This is a genomic window from Natronolimnohabitans sp. A-GB9 (assembly GCF_030848565.1).
Classification (GTDB): Archaea; Halobacteriota; Halobacteria; order Halobacteriales; family Natrialbaceae; genus Natronolimnohabitans.
The window spans coordinates 190,155-205,760 of sequence record NZ_JAVDDV010000001.1; the positions used below are offsets into that span (position 1 = coordinate 190,155).

Consider the following 15,606-nt stretch of genomic DNA (forward strand, 5'->3'; position numbering starts at 1 on the left):
TCCAGTCAAGGACGCGAACGAAGATTGTAAGCGACGTCGAATACGTTGCGGGTCTTCCCGGAGCACTCGAGTAGCGACCACTCGAGTCCGAAGCGTTGGCGGAGATAGCGAAGGATGTATCGCGCTGAGGCTGTCTTCCCGACGCCGCTGGGGCCGTAGATGAGGATGTCCTCGGCGCGCTGGCCGTGCTCTGTCGGGGCGAGGAGCCTCGAGAGCGACTGGAGTTCGTCGTGCCGATGGAGGATGTCGGCTTCGTACTCGTCGTCGAAGATCCACCGATTCTTACTTATAGACGACTGTTTTGGTTACTGTCATAATATGGGTGGCGGGCATCGTTTCGAAACAGTTGTCGAAGCGTACACCAGTCAGTCGACAAGAGTCTTCTATGAGGCTGCTCTCTATGCAGATTCTGCACTCCTCGCGATTTTCACACTCTTAGTGTGTTATCGCTGCTGGGAATTCATCAAATACGAACTCAAGATGCCAGATCAAGCAGATTGGCCTCAAAACTAGCGTTGGCGGTGAGTCATCCCAGTCGTTGATCTCTTCACCGAAATCCTGAATATGCGACCTCATTGAGTGGATATCATCGCCAATTCTGATTTACAGTGTTCGCTTGCATATCTTAGTACCTTGAACAAATTATTTTGATTACTCATTATAATAGATATATATATATATATATATATATATATGAATGTATTTAGAACCAAAATGTATGGAGAGAAGAAAAATCCTCCAAGCGATTGGCGTATCCAGTGCACTGTCCGCGAGTATCGGAACTGCCTCAGCGAAAGATTCCGACGGTGACGATTTCAAGCAGGATATGCGTCATGCCCTAAAGATTGGGCATTCAAGGGGTAAGGAAGCCAGAGAAAAGTTCTTTGAAGAGAATGGGTATTCATACACTTCAAAGACTATTGAGAAATCGATTTCACTCGGATCTGATGACAGTCAAACTGAGGATGAGGTGTCCACAGAGGCTATCAACGATCCGAAGGATGGTGGAATACGAGTAACAATCGGTGCCACTGAAGGTAGAGATCCTCCAGAGTCAGCAGACCTATTTGCTTGGGTGTCTGTTGACTACAAGTTCTCAGCAACGTGTGCTGGTCAGGAGTTCATTGGTGATAGTTCCGGAGAGGATCCAAAGGATGCACTCGGTATCGCATGGAACTCTCGACAAAATGAATACTTCAGACTAGCCGATGATGGTGGGGAAAGTGCGATGGAAGCAATTGGCAGTAATGTATCTTGGTACGAGGATATGCACGAGCCAGTAGTTGGGAGAACTGTATTTAGATTCAACGATAGCGATAGCTACTCTGACTGGGTGTCAGACAATGTAGATAATACTGACTGTGGATTACTTAATGCTGGAGAGAAAGTAGTTGGACCTTATCCTGGTGGAACGTGTGGCGTTTATCTCACTACTTATGGAGACCATGATCCTGACGAACGTGTTGTACGTGCCTCGTATACGCACGCTCATGCAACAGTCGATGTTGCAACGTCGTTGAGCTTTACTTCATCAGGTCCAGGAATCGAAGTTACTCCAGAATATCGTACTGATTATGATAGGATTGCTACGGATCCAGATGGTGATGATCTTGAAGTCTACCAATCAGAGCTAATATCGTTCTAACCGTCAACTGATGGGTGAAATCAGACGCAAGCGATTTCACCCTGCAGTTCAGACTTTGACCACCACTAGTATAGAATATTATGATATATAGGAGAATTTATTATATTAGACTATATATGATATTGTATGGTATTCGAAAATAATCAAACTGGAATGCTTTTTGGTATTCAGATAACAATAGTAGGATTGGCATTTTTACAAATCGTTGCACTTGAAGATGCTTTTTTTAACCTGTTCCTTTTCGGAGTCGCATGTATCGTCGGCGGGACTGCACTGACGGTTGCTGAGGTGGTGCGGTCATGAAAGACGAGAACGTACCGATCGTGGCGCCGATAGCGCCGGTACAACCGTTCGATTGCCGGTAAATAGCTACAGCAGTCCGTATCAGTCGCACTCCACCACCATGATTGGGCGATAAACATATCAGTAGTAACGATGTTCATTCGAACGACGAGGGTGGAACACCAGTCGTTGCCAGAGGGGGTTCCGGCTCTGAGACAGCAACCCTCGTCGTTCCAACGTCGGCCGTTTTCGGCGGACGTTTCGATGGTTGTGACACCGTCCGATGTCTACGGACACTGTCGTCTGTCATCGGACTCGGTACCGCAACACGTCGTGTGATACGGTCTCCCGCAATCCATTGCTCGAAGCCCACCGTCGAGAGCGGCAAGCGCTCTCCAACTCAGCGTGGTCTTCGAGAAATGCGCCACTATCCTTATTCTTGGGCAGTAACAACCGTCAAACGGCGGGGCGGGGAGACAGATTGTCGTTGTCTCCAGCCACCCCACAGTTGACACACCACCTCGCCACCGCGACCGGGGATTGCCACATCCCCTTCGCCTGACTCAGCACAATACGTTCCACCGCCACAGGGGCATCGGTTCCCCAAGCGGTGGGTTCGTGCCATCCGTTGAACTGTTGGTTCGGCTTACTGGAGCAGTGTATCTCCCAAAAGTCGGGATGCCAGCAGGTAGAGAATTCAAGCCAGGGGTGGGATTTGAACCCACGAAGTCTCGATTACAAGTCGAGTGCATGAACCGCCCATGCTCCCCTGGCGCAGTTCGTCCTTATTCGTCCTCCTTTGAGTGTGTATCGTTTTCGGATCGGCCGCCCTCGGCCGTTATGTCCCGCGTCATCGCGACGCGATACGTCTCGTACCCCCGATGCTCGTAGAAGCGGCGTGCGGCCTCGTTTTCGGCCATCACCTCGAGAACGACGGCGTCAGCGCCCTGATCGGCGAGTTCGGCCTCGGCGGCCTCGAGCAACGCCGCACCCAGCCCCTGATCACGGTAGGCGGCTTCGACGTAGATGTTCGAGAGCAGTCCGCGGGTCGTATCGAGCTCGAGCGAGCCGCGCTCGAGGGAAAACGACGCGAAGCCGACGATCCGGCCGGCGTCGCGGGCGACGAGCAGCCCGTCGTTGACCTGGTGGGCCGCGAGCGTCTCCCGCATCGTCTCGCGGTTGGCATCGGCGCGGATCACCGAGTCGTGGCTCCGCTGGTCGCGGGCGAGGCGGACCCACAGCTCCGTAACCGCCTCGAGATCGCTCGGTCTCGCGAGTTCAATCGTCGGCCGGCTGTTGCTGTTTGGGTCCATCCTCGAGTGCGGTCACGGCGGGCAGCGGTTCCGCGGTGAGCATCCGCAAGGCGGCACCGCCGCCGGTACTGACGTGGGAAAAGCCCTCGACGCCGAGTCGCCGCAACGCGGAAGCGGTGTCGCCGCCGCCGACGATGCTGGTATCGACGTCGGTCGCGGCGCCGTAGAGCTGTCGAGTGCCTTTCTCGAAGGCCTCGTCCTCGAAGACGCCGGCGGGACCGTTCAGGATGACCGTTCCCGCGTCCTCGAGGAGGCGCTGGTAGTAGGTAAGCGTCGAGTCGCCGATGTCCATGGCGGCCTCCCCGTCTTCCGGCGGCAAGGCGTTGACGCCGATCTCGTAGCGCTCTCCGTCGCGTTCGACTGCGACGTCACGCGGGAGCGCGATACTGTCGCCGTAGGCATCGAGGAGATCGCGGGCCCGGTCGATCTCGTCCCAGTAGCCCTGATCGTAGATGAAGTCGGTACTGTCGTCGCCGAGGTCGACGCCGTCAGCGACGAGGAAGACGTTGCCGACGACGCCGGCGGTGAGGACGTGATCGGCCAGCCCCTTCTCTAGAACCGACCAGGCGACGTCGATCGAGTCGGGTACCTTCGCGCCGCCCAGGACGTAGATCCGGGGCTCGGGGGTCTCCTCGATCGATCCGAGGACGTCCAGTTCCGACTCCATCACCCGGCCCGCATAGCCCGGTAGGACGGTCGGAAAGCCGACCAGCGAGGGCTGTGAACGGTGAGCCGCAGCGAAGGCGTCGTTGACGTAGACGTCGAGTGCCGGTGCCAGCCCCTCGACGAGGTGGGTGCACGCGGCACGTTCGGGTTCGAACTCCATGTACTCCTCGCTGTAGAAGCGAGTGTTCTCGAGGACGACGCAGTCGCCGTTTTCGAGGGCGCCGACGGCCTCACAGGCGGCGTCGCTGAACGTCGCATCCACGTAGTCGACCGGTCGGTCGAGCAGTTCCGAGAGCCGTTCGGCGTGGGGTTTCAGAGAGACGAAATCGTCACCGCCAGGTCGACCCTGGTGTGCGAGGACGGCGACTCGACCGCCGCGCTCGAGCAGTTCCGAGAGAGTATCGACGTGGGCACGCAGTCGGGCGTCGTCGGCGAGAGCACCGTCGTCGCCGATCGGACTGTTGATATCGATTCGGACGCCGACGGTGGTCCCTTCGACGTCGAGGTCGTCGAGGGTATCGGTCATTATCCACAGGTGCATCGTGGCCCCCGAAAGGTCTTTCTATCGGAGACATCACTGTCGGTGGCTGTTGACACGGCACATTACGGTCGTGCATCACTGATGACGGACGAGAAGGCCGCGGCGCTTGAGTCCCATCAGACTGTCCGACAGTCCGTACAGACGAGCTGGCCGTTGGCGTCCCACAGCGAGTCGGCCAGCGAGCCACAGGCCTCACAGACCCCCTGCGTCGAGTACTCGTCGCCGCCGTTGGTGACCGCCCGCGACTCGAGTTCGTCGCCGGACGTGGTGGTCGACTGTGTGATCGGCTCGTCGGCCGGGTTCCCCTCGAGAGGGGGTTCGCTCGAGCGCGTCGGAGTCATCGTCGCCTGGAAGGATCCCGCGGCGGCGATGACGTCCCGTTGGGTCACGAGCCCCAACACGCCGTCGTCGTCCTCGACCACGACGTTGCGAATGTTCTCGCGGGTCATCGCGTTGGCGGCGTCGGTGAGCGAGCGGTCCGGCCCGAAAGAGATGACTGGTGCGGTCATCACGTCACCGACGGTCGTCTCGGCGGGGTCGCGGTCGTCGCTGACGACGCCGAGTACGTCCCACTCGGTCATGATGCCGACCGGCTCCGAACCCCGCACGACGAGGACACAACTCGCCCGTTCCTCACGCATCAGTTCCACTGCACCGCGAACGGTGTCTGACTCGCTGACGCCGACGTATTCGTTCGTCAGGACGTCCCTGACCGACAGTTCTGATTCCATGTAGGGATGTTACTCCCTAACAGGCTAAAAGCTACCCCCGCCACGCTTAAGCGAATTCGAGACGAAGGTCGAAATTCGGAGACTCGAGTCCCAACTGCGGATGTTCTATGGGACCGAACCCGCCGACGGTACGGACTACTGTAACGAATCAGTGGATATCCATTCGTCCGACAGCTACGCCGGACGATCGGTACAGTATTCGGTATCAGCTGTCTCTTGCTACCACTCGAGTTCGACTCTGGTTCCGTCGGCTCGACAGGTCTCGAGGGCATGTTTCGCGGCGAAGCCGGCGTCGTGAGCGTTCTCGCCACGGCCGACACCGACCTGGAGGTCGACGTCGACGGCCTCCGAGACGTGCTGGATGGCTTCCTCGTAGTCGGCGGCCTCGAGGTCCGGACAGACGACGATGATGTTGTCTCCGCCGACGAAAAACGAGAGGCTGTCGTGGGCGTACCGCATGTGACGCATCAGTTCGGCGTACCCCTGCTCGATCTCGATGAAGGTATCGAAGGCGTTGAGCTCGTCGGTGTAGTTGCCGGTTGCGTTGATCACGTCGAAGTGGGCGATCTGGACGTCGTCGTCGGTCCGGTGGACGTCCTCGATGACCCGTCCCTCGAGACACTCGCGTCGATCTTCGTCCTGGGCACTGCCGGCCTCCTGGATGCGCTCGGTCGCGTCGGCGAGTGCCTGCACTGGGTCGGTACCGGTCGCGACGCCCAGACTGAGCGTCACTGGGTAGCGGTTGCCGACTGACTCCTGCAAAAGCGCGTGATCGTCGCGATCGAGCCCGTTCGTGACGGCGATCATGTTGTCGAAGCGAGTGAAGAAGGTGTAGCCGCCGCGGTTGCCGACGAACTGGGAGATGTCGGCGTAGAGCCGGGACTGCATCGTCTGGAGGTCGGCCTCCCGACGCGGCTCCGGCGTCACGGTCCAGGGCCCGTAGTTGTCGATCTGAACGAGCGTAACCTGCGTATTAGTCACGGTGCCCGATTCTTTCGAACGCCATCATATAAGTGATACGCAATCCAGATTCGTGATGAGGGCTCGAGCACCGACACTCGAGCGCGGTATGACAGAACTCAGGCGTGTTTCTTCTCGGGGTTGGCGCCTTTCGGATGGTAGTCCCAGAAGTCACCGGCGCGCATCGCTTTCCCGACTGCCTTGTGCATGTCGAGGATCGTCTCGAACTCCTCCTCGTCGATGTACTCGAAGATGTCGCGCATCGCGACGACTTTCTGGTGGTTGATCCGGATCGGGTCGTCGCCGTGTTCTTCGACGAACTCGTCGCGGTCCAGCGGGAAGTCCTCTTGTTCGTCGACCTTGTCGGCGATGATTCGCATGTCGAACTTGCGCATTCCTTCGCTCCCTTGCTCGCCGTCGGGATCGTGTGGCCAGTCCATACGGGAACGTGTGTAGGGGTCCCGCAAAAGGGTTACTCTCCGCCGCCGGGCGTGACGTCGGACGGCCCTGTCCTGGCACACCCATGGATTGGTCGCAGTCGTGTCGGGGCCGGCGGACCGCGGCGTCTTAGTCGATTCGTGCGCGTTGCTCGGCCTCGAGTTCGGGTTCGGCCGGCTGCGTCGCTCGTCCGAGCTCGCTCGAGCGGTAGATGGCGTCGATGACGCGCTGGACGGTCAGTGCCTCCTCGATGGTGTTCGTCCCGGGAGCCGTCCCCGACGCGACGGCACGAAGGAACTGCTCGTCCTGGGCCGTGTATCCGGTCAGTGACTCGTCGCCATCCAGGTAGACGTCCGCGTAGTGATCGCCGCCGGCGGTGCCGGTCTCGAGGATCTCGAGGCTCGTATCGCCGATGTCGAACTGGGCACCGCCGTCGGTTCCGCGGATGCGAAAGTCCATGCTCTCCTCGCGATTGGTCGCCCAGGCGGCCTCGAGCGAGATCGTCCGTCCGTCGGTCGTCCGGATGAAGGCGCTGACGGAGTCGTCGACGTCGTAGGCTTCGCTTTCGGCGTCCCAGTTGTCGCCGAATCCGTCGGGATCGGCGTACTCCTCGTCGTCACCGAACGTCGTCCGGGTGACGCCGGAGACCTCGGCGATCTCTGGGAAGCCCATGGCATAGAGGGCGAGATCGAGCGCGTGGACGCCGATGTCGAGTAGGGCGCCGCCACCGGCGAGTTCAGGATCGGTAAACCACGAGCCGGGACCGGGCACGCCGCGTCGCCGCACGTAGTTGGCTTCGATGTGGGTAAGTTTGCCAAACCGGCCCCGCGCGTGTTGTTCGTCGAACATGGCCATCGACGCGGCGTGGCGGTTGTGAAAGCCGACCATACAGACGGCGTCGCTTCTCGCCGCTGCCGCCGCGATCCGTTCTGCACTCTCTAGGTTGTGTGCGAGGGGCTTCTCGACGAGCACGTGTCGGCCGCCCTCGAGTGCGTCGACCGTGATCGGCTCGTGGAATCGGTTCGGCGTCGTGACGATAACGGCGTCGACGGCGTCGTCCGCGACGAGCCCTTCGTGGGTCTCGTAGGTCCGTGCGTCGAACTCGTCGGCAAAGCGCTGGCGCTGTGCCTCGACGAGGTCGGCCCCGGCGACGACCTCGGCGCCGAGTTCCGTCACTGATCGCGCATGGAGGGTCCCCATCCCTCCGAGTCCGACGATGCCGACACCGATCCCGTCGCCGATCATCGTGTACACCCCGCCTGTCGTTCGATCGAGCCAGAAATCCTGTAAGAAACGAGCCCATACGTCGTTTGCGTGCGATCCCGATCCATAGAGAGAGACAGTGGGCGATCGAAATAAGGGTTATGACCGATTAATCTGTACGGCCGTCGTTCTTTCAGAACTCACTAGTATATTACGCCAAAGTACGATACTATTGTCTCGATAAATTTCATATTTTTCGACGAATGTTAGGTATAGTTATCAACCAACTGAAGAGGCGGTAGCGCCGATGACAGAGCGATGGCTACGGTCACGATCTGGAACGAGTTCCGCCACGAACGCGAGGACGAGGACGTCGCTGCCGTCTATCCCGATGGCATGCACGAGACGATCGCTGCGGGCCTCGCCGAACACACAGACGGGAGCGCGACCGACCACGAGATCCACACCGCCACCCTAGACGAGCCCGAGCACGGACTCACCACGGATGTCCTCGAGCGGACGGACGTCCTGTTGTGGTGGGGTCACGAAGCTCACGACGAGGTCGACGACGGGATCGTCGATCGCGTCCAGCAACGCGTTCTCGAGGGGATGGGACTGATCGTCCTCCACTCCGGACACTACTCGAAACCGTTCAAACGGCTCCTCGGTACCTCCTGTAGTCTCCAGTATCGCGAGGACGGTGGGACCGAACGGCTCTGGGTCGTCGATCCGGGTCACCCGATCGCCGACGGCCTCGAGGAATCGATCGAACTCCCGCAGACGGAGATGTACGGCGAACCGTTCGACGTCCCCGAGCCCGACCGGCTGGTGTTCGTCAGCTGGTTCGAGGGTGGCGAGGTGTTTCGCAGTGGCTGTTGTTACCGTCGTGGCAGCGGTCGAATCTTCTACTTTCGGCCGGGCCACGAGACGTACCCGATCTACGAACACGACGCCGTCCGGCGTGTGCTCCGCAACGCCGTCGAGTGGGCTACTCCGACTGACGGATCACCGCGGACGTTCGGCGAACGGGACTGATACCAAAGACTACAGCTCCTGTCGACCTTCGTCGGTAATGACGCTCTCGAGTAACTCGATCGGCGTCGCGTCGTAGTTGGGGTTCTCGATGTCGAAGCCCTCGGCGGGCTCTAACATGACCTCGCTGCCGGACCGGAACTCGTTTTCGAAGACGAACCCCTCGCTGACGAGCTTCGAGGCCGAGCCGAGGACGGTCACCGGGACGTCCAGTCGTGCGGCCGTCGAGGCGATCGGGAACGTGCCCACTCGGTTGTACAGCGTGTCGTCGACGATACAGTCCATGCCGACGACGACGCGGTCACACTCCTCCAAGTAGATGCCGTGTGCACTGTCGGTGATCAGGGTCGTCTCGACGCCCTCGAGGTCGGCGAGTGCACGTGCCGTCTTGCGGCCAATGTAGCGGGGTCGCGCTTCTGTGACGTACACCTCGAACGTCTTGCTGTCGTCGACTGCCTGCTCGAGGGCTTCGATCACCGTCGACGAGTAATCGTGGGTCAGCAGCGTCGCGCCGTCCTCGAGGTGAGAGGCGGCGTTTTCGGCTGCCAGTCGCTTTCCAGACTCGACACGGGAGACGACGGCGTCGATCTTCTCTTCGGTGAGCCGCTTTGCGTCCTCGACGCTGTCGGGTTCGGCGTCGGTGACGTCGGCGACGACTTCACGAACCGCGTTCTGCAGGGAGGCGTGTGAGGAGTTCGCCCGCCGAAGCACCGTTCCATTACGTTCTAACGCGCGTGTATACTCCTCGACGGTGGCAAACTCCCGCTCGACGAGTTCCTCGAGCGCTTGCGTCGCGTTTACTGCCACTACCGAGGAGCTGTGAGTCTGCATCTCCTGGATCTCCTCGACCGTCTCGTCGATCATACACGGACAGATTCCCGTCAGCGGCAAAGGTGTTCGGGTCGGGTTCGGTGATGAGACCGTAATACCGTGGCCAGTGATAGCATTCGACGACCGTCAGAATGGGACAATAGTCTACGGATAATGAGACAGGGAGACTGACGGTCAGTGATCGGTGGCGGTCAAAGGCTTCAGATACTACGTTAGGGAACGAAATCCGCGGGCGATGGATATCGTTGCTCGATGGACAACGACGATCGATGGGGGCTCCCCAACACGCATCTCCGTCGATACGAACCCGACGGCAGCGTTCTCGGTGGACTCGTTCACGACGTCGATAGGAGACAAGCGACACCACGACCGTAGGAGTCACCAATCCAGCGATGGGACTCGCGTTCGGTCCGCTTACCCGAGACTCCAACGAGAGTGATAATCGTCTCTCCCAACCTATACCCCCTATAACAATTCAGTCTCTCGGCATCGAATCGGGACGCACCGATGGATCGACGAACATATCTCGCGACGGGTCTCACAGCAGGCGCGGCGGCGTTTGCCGGCTGTGCAGATCTCGGAAGCTCCGAGGATACGGAGACGGACGAGCCGTCCGACGACCAGACCGACGACGACAACGACCAACCTGACGACACCGAATCCGACGATTCGGAGCCGGAGCCATCCGGACTGACCGGGACCTTCGACGACTTCGAGGATCTCGATCTGTGGTTCGCCCACGAGGACCTGGGTTCGGTCGAAGCGGATACCGAACGCTACTACGAAGGATCTCAATCGGCGGTGTTCGACCCCGAAGACGACGGCCAGGCACGCATTCGCCGCAGCCTGGACGAACCGATCGACATTCGAGACGTCGTCCCCGGAATCGCGATGACCGCCGAGACCGACAGCATCGTCCGGATTCAGCTCCAGGACGAGGACGGGGACTACGTCGAGTACAGCCAGCGGGTGACCGACGACATGGACCTCGAGCGACACAACTTCGGTCTCACTCGGATCCGCGGCGATCCGGATCTAAGCGAGATCATCGTCTTGCAGGTCATCCACTGGTCCGAGGACGCGCGGCTGTGGGTCGACGACTTCCACTTCGTTCCGGCTGCCGACCAACCGGGCAAGGTCATGCTCCAGTTCAACGGCGGGTACGAGACCCACTACACGGAAGCGCTTCCGGTCCTCCAGGAACACGGGCTCACGGCGTCCGCGTTCGTCCCGACCAACCGGATCGGCCCCGACGCTGCGGCTGCGGGCGACCGTCTCACCTACGACCAGATCGAGGAACTCTCCAGCGCCGGCTGGACGATCGGCAGTTTCTCGGCACAGGGAACCCAGCTCAGCGACGTCGACTCGGCCGGCGACGACGACCTGGAGACGAACATCACCGACCCGATCGAGTGGCTCGAGGAAGAGGGGTACGAGGAGGGCGCACGCTTTTTCGCCTTCCCGGGTTCGGAGTACACCCAGGCGTCGTACGATCTCGTCCAGGAACACTACGACCTCGCGTTCGCAGGGCGGGCCCCAGCTCAGGGGTACGCCGGCAACCCACACCTCTGCTCGGTGACCGATTCGCCGGAGCCCGGCGAAGGACCCGAACTGCTGGAGTGGACGGCCGAACACGGCGGTATCACGACGATCCCGTTCTACCGGCTCGAGGAGTCGGATACGATCACCGCGTTCCAGGAGACGGCCGCTCGGCTCGAGGAACTCGTCGACGAGGGTGAACTCGAAGTGATCACACCCGCGGAGATGGCGGATCAGTACGTCTTCTAGACCGGGGCGTTTCGATCACTCGTCGGCGTCGAACTCGAAGATTTGCCGTAACTCGCGCTCGATTCGATCGACGAGTTCCTCGAGGACCGGTTCGAACTGCTCGTGGTCAGCGACTGCACCGACGCGGTCTCGGACGTCGTCGGGGAGTTCGACGCGGAACGCTCCGTCTCCCTCGTAGAACGGCTCGCTCTCGCTTAGCACCTGCCGATCGATCGCTCGGAGCACCTCCGAGTCGTATCGTCCGTGTAGCTGGTTGTAGGCGTTCGAGTAGGCCTCTTCGAGTTCCTCGAAGTAGTGGACGTACTTCTCGTCGAACTTCTCGGGGTCGAAGTCGGTCATAGCAGGCACTGCGTAGGCCAGCGAGTAAACGGTTCGGTCCGATGCGACGCTATCGCCTCGCGCCCGGTTTCGCGCGCCCGCAGCCTTATACTGTCGGACAGCACGATTCACCGGTCGGTCGCACGACTGCGGCCGTTGCCGACGGTGACGGCCGCGAGTTCGCGACCGACGGTTCACTGACTGCTGTCCGACAGTATGACGTACGCGACACACCTAGCGTCGTCGATGAGCGTCACCGTCCGATACACCTGTCCCCACTGTAACGCCGTCGTGAGCCTCGAGCGTCCCCCGGACCTGGCAGATCGGTCGGTTACGAAACTCCGTCAGCCGGGCTGGGAGTACGCGCAACCGGACGATCCGGACCGCGAATCGGCCGACGGGATCGAGTTCGTCTGTGGCGAGGACGACCCCGTCACCGACTTCGAGGGCGAGCCCGTCGAGGGCTGTGGCCGCCCGTTCTACCTGAACTTCGTCCGGTACGAACGCGGAGTCGAACTCGAGCCGGAGCCGCCGACCTACGGCGGACCGCGCTTCGATTTCGACGCGTAGCGGTTCCGACCGACATCCGACGAACACAACGCTTTTCGACCGCCGACCCTACCTTCGGGCATGGACGAAGCCGCCGTTCGCGACCGCCTCCGAACGGTCGAGGATCCGGAACTGGGCGACGATATCGTCTCGCTGGGACTCGTCAACGACATCACCGTCGACGGCGAGCAGGTCGATATCGATCTCGCGCTCGGGGCACCGTACTCGCCGACTGAGACCGACATCGCCGGCGAGGTCCGCGAACTGCTCGTCGAAGAGGGACTCGAGCCCGGCCTCTCGGCGAGTGTCCCCGACCGAGACGATCTCGCCAGCGAGGACCAGGTGTTACCGAACGTCAAGAACGTCATCGCCGTCGCCTCCGGCAAGGGCGGCGTCGGCAAGTCGACGGTCTCGGTCAACCTCGCGGCCGGTCTCTCCAGGCTGGGCGCAAACGTCGGCCTGTTCGACGCCGACGTCTACGGCCCGAACGTCCCGCGGATGTTCGAGGCCGACGAGCCGCCGACGACGACCGAAGACGAGACGCTCGTCCCGCCGGAGAAACACGGCGTGAAACTGATGAGTATGGCCTTTCTCACCGGCGAGGACGACCCCGTCATCTGGCGCGGTCCGATGGTCCACAAGGTCATCACGCAGCTGACCGAGGACGTCGAGTGGGGCCACCTCGATTACCTCGTCGTCGACCTCCCACCGGGGACCGGCGACACCCAGTTGACGATGCTCCAGACGATGCCCGTCACGGGTGCGGTGATCGTTACGACTCCACAGGACGTCGCCTTAGACGACGCCCGCAAAGGCCTCGAGATGTTCGGCAAACACGACACCGTCGTGCTCGGGATCGCCGAGAACATGTCGACGTTTGCCTGTCCGGACTGTGGCAGCGAACACGACATCTTCGGCTCCGGCGGCGGCCGGGAGTTCGCCGACGAACACGAGATGCCGTTTTTGGGATCGATCCCCCTCGATCCCTCCGTCCGTGAAGGCGGTGACACCGGGAAGCCGATCGTCCTCGAGGACGACAGCGAGACCGCAGACGCCTTCCGGACGATCACCGAAAACGTCGCGAACAACACGGGGATCGTTCACCGACGCGACGTCTCTCAATCACGCCAAAGCGGTGCGGTTTCGCCCGATCGGTAACCGTCGACGACCACGGAACGGGCCAACCGACCAGCCGCGTCGTTTTTGCGTGTCTACCCCAAGGGTCGAGTGTGGACGCGAATCAGCGATCTCGAGCGAACCCCTACGGGATGGACGAGGACTGTGAAAATTGCCCGGCGCTCTGTGAGACGCGCACACAGGTCGTACACGGGTACGGCGACGTCGCCGCAGACTTTTTGTTCGTCGGCGAGCGTCCGACCGCGAGCGCCGACGAACTGGGCGTGCCGTTTGCGCCACCCGGCGGATCGACCGACGATGTACCGTCGAGTGACGAGCCAGAAGACGCAGCGTCGGGAACGACGCTTCGGCGAATGCTCGAGCGCCTTGGCCTCTGTGACGCGACGTCGCCGGCCGACGCTCCCGGCCTCGAGAACGTCTACCTGACGAGTCTCACGCGGTGTCGTGATCCCGACCGGCGGCCGACCGACGAGGAAATCGCAAACTGCGATCCCTATCTTACCGCCGAGATCCGGATGATCAACCCCGAGATTCTGGTTCCGGTCGGCAAACGAGCGCTGCGAGAACTCGGCGTCGAGTACACGACGACGCCGGCCGAGAATCTCTCGTTGCCGGCCGACCACGGCTCTCGGATCCGGGGTCGAGGGTTCGAACTCGTCCCGATGATCGATCCGTGGGACCAATCCGACGCCCAGACCCAGGCGTGGCTCGAGGCCTTTGTCGAACTGATGTCGTCGGACTATCGGCAGACGAAAGGACAGCGGGATCGATAATCGCAACGTTTCGAGTCGCGACGGCGTTACCAGTACGGCCCCTCGAGCCACCGTCCCGATCGAGCACCGAGAGCGGCCAGAACGGCGACGACGAACACTGTCACGGCGAGGGCGCCAAGCGTCGGCGCGAGGTAGGTACCGGCCTCGAGGAACTGGCCGTCGACGAATCCCCACACGCCGAGCACTGCAAGCGCGACGATCACTAGCGTCCCGAACAGTCCAACCGAACCGGGTATCGATCGCGTTACCGTTTGGTCGTCCATACCGGGGTACTCGAGTCCAGACACAATAATTCACACGGGACCCATACGATAGTTGACTCTCCCGCGACTGACAGCCCAGCGACGAGTGCCGGAAGCGCCGCGTTCAAGGGTCGGGCCGGCAGAACTTCGAGTATGATCGTCGTCGTTCCGGTCGATCCACCCCGGGAGGGGCTCGTTCTGTCGTCGCTCGTCGAGGAAACACCGCTGTCGGCCGCCGACGCCGTCGAACTCTACGAGGCCGCCGTCGCCGACGTCCTCCACGCCGTCACACGGAGCGGCGGTGACCTGCTGGTCAACTACCGCGACGCGGAGACGCTCCCGGACGCGTACGCCGACGGCGATCCCGAGGCCGAGGTGTACGCGGTAGCCGAAGACGTCCTCGGTGATGCCGTAAACGCGAGCGACGACAGCGACGGCGGTGGGGCCGTCCGGTTCGAACGCCAGGTCGGCTCGAGTCGCAGCGCCAGGATCGGCAACACCGTTGCCCACCTTCTCGAGCGCGAGGGAGCCACCGGCGTCGGCGTCCTCGAGCCGACGGTGCCACTGATTCGGCGGACTGAAATCGACAGCGTCGCGATGTCGATCCGGCAACACGACGTCGTGATAGGACCGTCACAGGACGGCCGGACGTACATCACCGGCTTTGCGGAGCCGATCGATTTCACCGATGCGTACACGATGCCCGAAGTGGCCACCGTGGCCGACCGCGCGGTCGAAGCGGGACTCGACGTCGGGTTCGCATCGATGCTCCCGACCGTGGCGACGCCGGCCGGGCTCCGGACGACGATCGCGACTCTCGAGGCTCGAACCGCCGCCGAGACACCAGGCGGTGCGGTAACGGCGGCCGTCGTAGACGAACTGGGACTTTCCGTCGGGGACGACGGGGGGCTTGAGTCGCCGTAACTCGAGAGAGACCGATAACCCTTTTTAGACGGATCGGATAGGGGGTAGTGAGGTGGGGTAGCGAAGCGGCCCAACGCGCCTGCCTTGAGAGCAGGTGGCTGTCAAGCCTCATGGGTTCAAATCCCATCCCCACCGTTGCTGTCGCGAACAAATCCATGAGCGACAGCAGCGTCGATGGGATTTGAACGAGATTCGACTGTCTGATACCGCTCAGCTCCCGCAAATACTGTCCG

Annotated in this window: 19 protein-coding genes and 2 tRNA genes; 10 read left to right on the forward strand and 11 right to left on the reverse strand. The window is 61.2% G+C overall.

Annotated elements, in window-relative coordinates; all coding sequences use genetic code 11:
- Positions 1–5 precede the first annotated feature (5 nt).
- On the reverse strand, positions 6–290 hold the full coding sequence (locus RBH26_RS00935) for an AAA family ATPase (RefSeq protein WP_306756309.1): 285 nt from the start codon (positions 288–290) through the stop codon (positions 6–8).
- A 428-nt stretch (positions 291–718) separates the two neighbouring features.
- Between RBH26_RS00935 and RBH26_RS00940 the strand changes: the two genes are divergently transcribed.
- Together RBH26_RS00940 and RBH26_RS00945 are read left to right on the forward strand one after the other, a co-directional pair.
- Positions 719–1,645 carry a hypothetical protein gene (locus tag RBH26_RS00940; protein WP_306755948.1) on the forward strand — a complete coding sequence of 309 codons (927 nt, stop codon included), beginning with the start codon at positions 719–721 and terminating at the stop codon, positions 1,643–1,645.
- Between the two features lie 126 nt (positions 1,646–1,771).
- Complete coding sequence (locus RBH26_RS00945; protein ID WP_306755949.1) at positions 1,772–1,948, forward strand: hypothetical protein; 177 nt, start codon at positions 1,772–1,774, stop codon at positions 1,946–1,948.
- Positions 1,949–2,627: 679 nt separating this feature from the next.
- On the opposite strand, the gene RBH26_RS00950 is transcribed toward RBH26_RS00945, so the two are convergent.
- From RBH26_RS00950 to RBH26_RS00980, 7 genes are all read right to left on the reverse strand, one after another.
- Positions 2,628–2,701 (reverse strand) — tRNA-Thr (locus tag RBH26_RS00950).
- Between the two features lie 11 nt (positions 2,702–2,712).
- Entirely contained in the window at positions 2,713–3,240 is a 528-nt protein-coding gene (locus RBH26_RS00955) for a GNAT family N-acetyltransferase (protein ID WP_306755950.1), read from the reverse strand.
- A complete protein-coding gene (locus RBH26_RS00960) occupies positions 3,206–4,432 on the reverse strand; it encodes a phosphoglycerate kinase (RefSeq protein ID WP_306755951.1) in 1,227 nt (408 codons plus the stop codon). The genes RBH26_RS00955 and RBH26_RS00960 overlap by 35 nt, the downstream gene beginning before the upstream one ends.
- A 131-nt stretch (positions 4,433–4,563) precedes the next feature.
- Positions 4,564–5,178 (reverse strand): CBS domain-containing protein, encoded by a 615-nt coding sequence (locus tag RBH26_RS00965; RefSeq protein ID WP_306755953.1) that lies wholly within the window; start codon positions 5,176–5,178, stop codon positions 4,564–4,566.
- A gap of 219 nt (positions 5,179–5,397) precedes the next feature.
- A complete protein-coding gene (locus RBH26_RS00970; protein WP_306755955.1) occupies positions 5,398–6,159 on the reverse strand; it encodes a GTP cyclohydrolase III in 762 nt (253 codons plus the stop codon).
- A gap of 98 nt (positions 6,160–6,257) precedes the next feature.
- Entirely contained in the window at positions 6,258–6,578 is a 321-nt protein-coding gene (locus RBH26_RS00975; protein WP_306755956.1) for a DUF5785 family protein, read from the reverse strand.
- Between the two features lie 127 nt (positions 6,579–6,705).
- Positions 6,706–7,821, reverse strand: a complete 1,116-nt coding sequence (locus RBH26_RS00980) for a Gfo/Idh/MocA family oxidoreductase (protein ID WP_306755958.1) — start codon at positions 7,819–7,821, stop codon at positions 6,706–6,708.
- A 276-nt stretch (positions 7,822–8,097) separates the two neighbouring features.
- Here RBH26_RS00980 and RBH26_RS00985 point away from each other — a divergent pair, with 276 nt between their 5' ends.
- On the forward strand, positions 8,098–8,814 hold the full coding sequence (locus tag RBH26_RS00985; RefSeq protein ID WP_306755960.1) for a ThuA domain-containing protein: 717 nt from the start codon (positions 8,098–8,100) through the stop codon (positions 8,812–8,814).
- A 9-nt stretch (positions 8,815–8,823) separates the two neighbouring features.
- Here RBH26_RS00985 and RBH26_RS00990 read toward each other — a convergent pair whose 3' ends face one another.
- Positions 8,824–9,675 (reverse strand): translation initiation factor eIF-2B, encoded by an 852-nt coding sequence (locus RBH26_RS00990; protein ID WP_306755962.1) that lies wholly within the window; start codon positions 9,673–9,675, stop codon positions 8,824–8,826.
- A 219-nt stretch (positions 9,676–9,894) separates the two neighbouring features.
- Here RBH26_RS00990 and RBH26_RS00995 point away from each other — a divergent pair, with 219 nt between their 5' ends.
- Together RBH26_RS00995 and RBH26_RS01000 are read left to right on the forward strand one after the other, a co-directional pair.
- Positions 9,895–10,017 carry a hypothetical protein gene (locus tag RBH26_RS00995; protein ID WP_306755964.1) on the forward strand — a complete coding sequence of 41 codons (123 nt, stop codon included), beginning with the start codon at positions 9,895–9,897 and terminating at the stop codon, positions 10,015–10,017.
- 132 nt (positions 10,018–10,149) lie between these two features.
- Positions 10,150–11,430: a polysaccharide deacetylase family protein gene (locus RBH26_RS01000; protein ID WP_306755966.1), complete on the forward strand. Its 1,281-nt coding sequence runs from the start codon at positions 10,150–10,152 to the stop codon at positions 11,428–11,430.
- A gap of 15 nt (positions 11,431–11,445) precedes the next feature.
- On the opposite strand, the gene RBH26_RS01005 is transcribed toward RBH26_RS01000, so the two are convergent.
- Positions 11,446–11,769 (reverse strand): DUF5783 family protein, encoded by a 324-nt coding sequence (locus tag RBH26_RS01005; protein ID WP_306755968.1) that lies wholly within the window; start codon positions 11,767–11,769, stop codon positions 11,446–11,448.
- Positions 11,770–11,994: 225 nt separating this feature from the next.
- Between RBH26_RS01005 and RBH26_RS01010 the strand changes: the two genes are divergently transcribed.
- From RBH26_RS01010 to RBH26_RS01020, 3 genes are all read left to right on the forward strand, one after another.
- Positions 11,995–12,318, forward strand: a complete 324-nt coding sequence (locus RBH26_RS01010; RefSeq protein ID WP_306756310.1) for a hypothetical protein — start codon at positions 11,995–11,997, stop codon at positions 12,316–12,318.
- Positions 12,319–12,378: 60 nt separating this feature from the next.
- Complete coding sequence (locus RBH26_RS01015; protein ID WP_306755969.1) at positions 12,379–13,455, forward strand: Mrp/NBP35 family ATP-binding protein; 1,077 nt, start codon at positions 12,379–12,381, stop codon at positions 13,453–13,455.
- A 71-nt stretch (positions 13,456–13,526) separates the two neighbouring features.
- Complete coding sequence (locus tag RBH26_RS01020) at positions 13,527–14,207, forward strand: uracil-DNA glycosylase (RefSeq protein WP_306755970.1); 681 nt, start codon at positions 13,527–13,529, stop codon at positions 14,205–14,207.
- A gap of 26 nt (positions 14,208–14,233) precedes the next feature.
- On the opposite strand, the gene RBH26_RS01025 is transcribed toward RBH26_RS01020, so the two are convergent.
- Positions 14,234–14,470, reverse strand: coding sequence for a hypothetical protein (locus tag RBH26_RS01025; protein WP_306755972.1), 237 nt, complete (start codon positions 14,468–14,470; stop codon positions 14,234–14,236).
- A 132-nt stretch (positions 14,471–14,602) separates the two neighbouring features.
- Here RBH26_RS01025 and RBH26_RS01030 point away from each other — a divergent pair, with 132 nt between their 5' ends.
- Positions 14,603–15,373, forward strand: coding sequence for a hypothetical protein (locus RBH26_RS01030; RefSeq protein ID WP_306755974.1), 771 nt, complete (start codon positions 14,603–14,605; stop codon positions 15,371–15,373).
- 51 nt (positions 15,374–15,424) lie between these two features.
- Positions 15,425–15,508 (forward strand) — tRNA-Ser (locus RBH26_RS01035).
- The last annotated feature ends 98 nt before the right edge of the window (positions 15,509–15,606 follow it).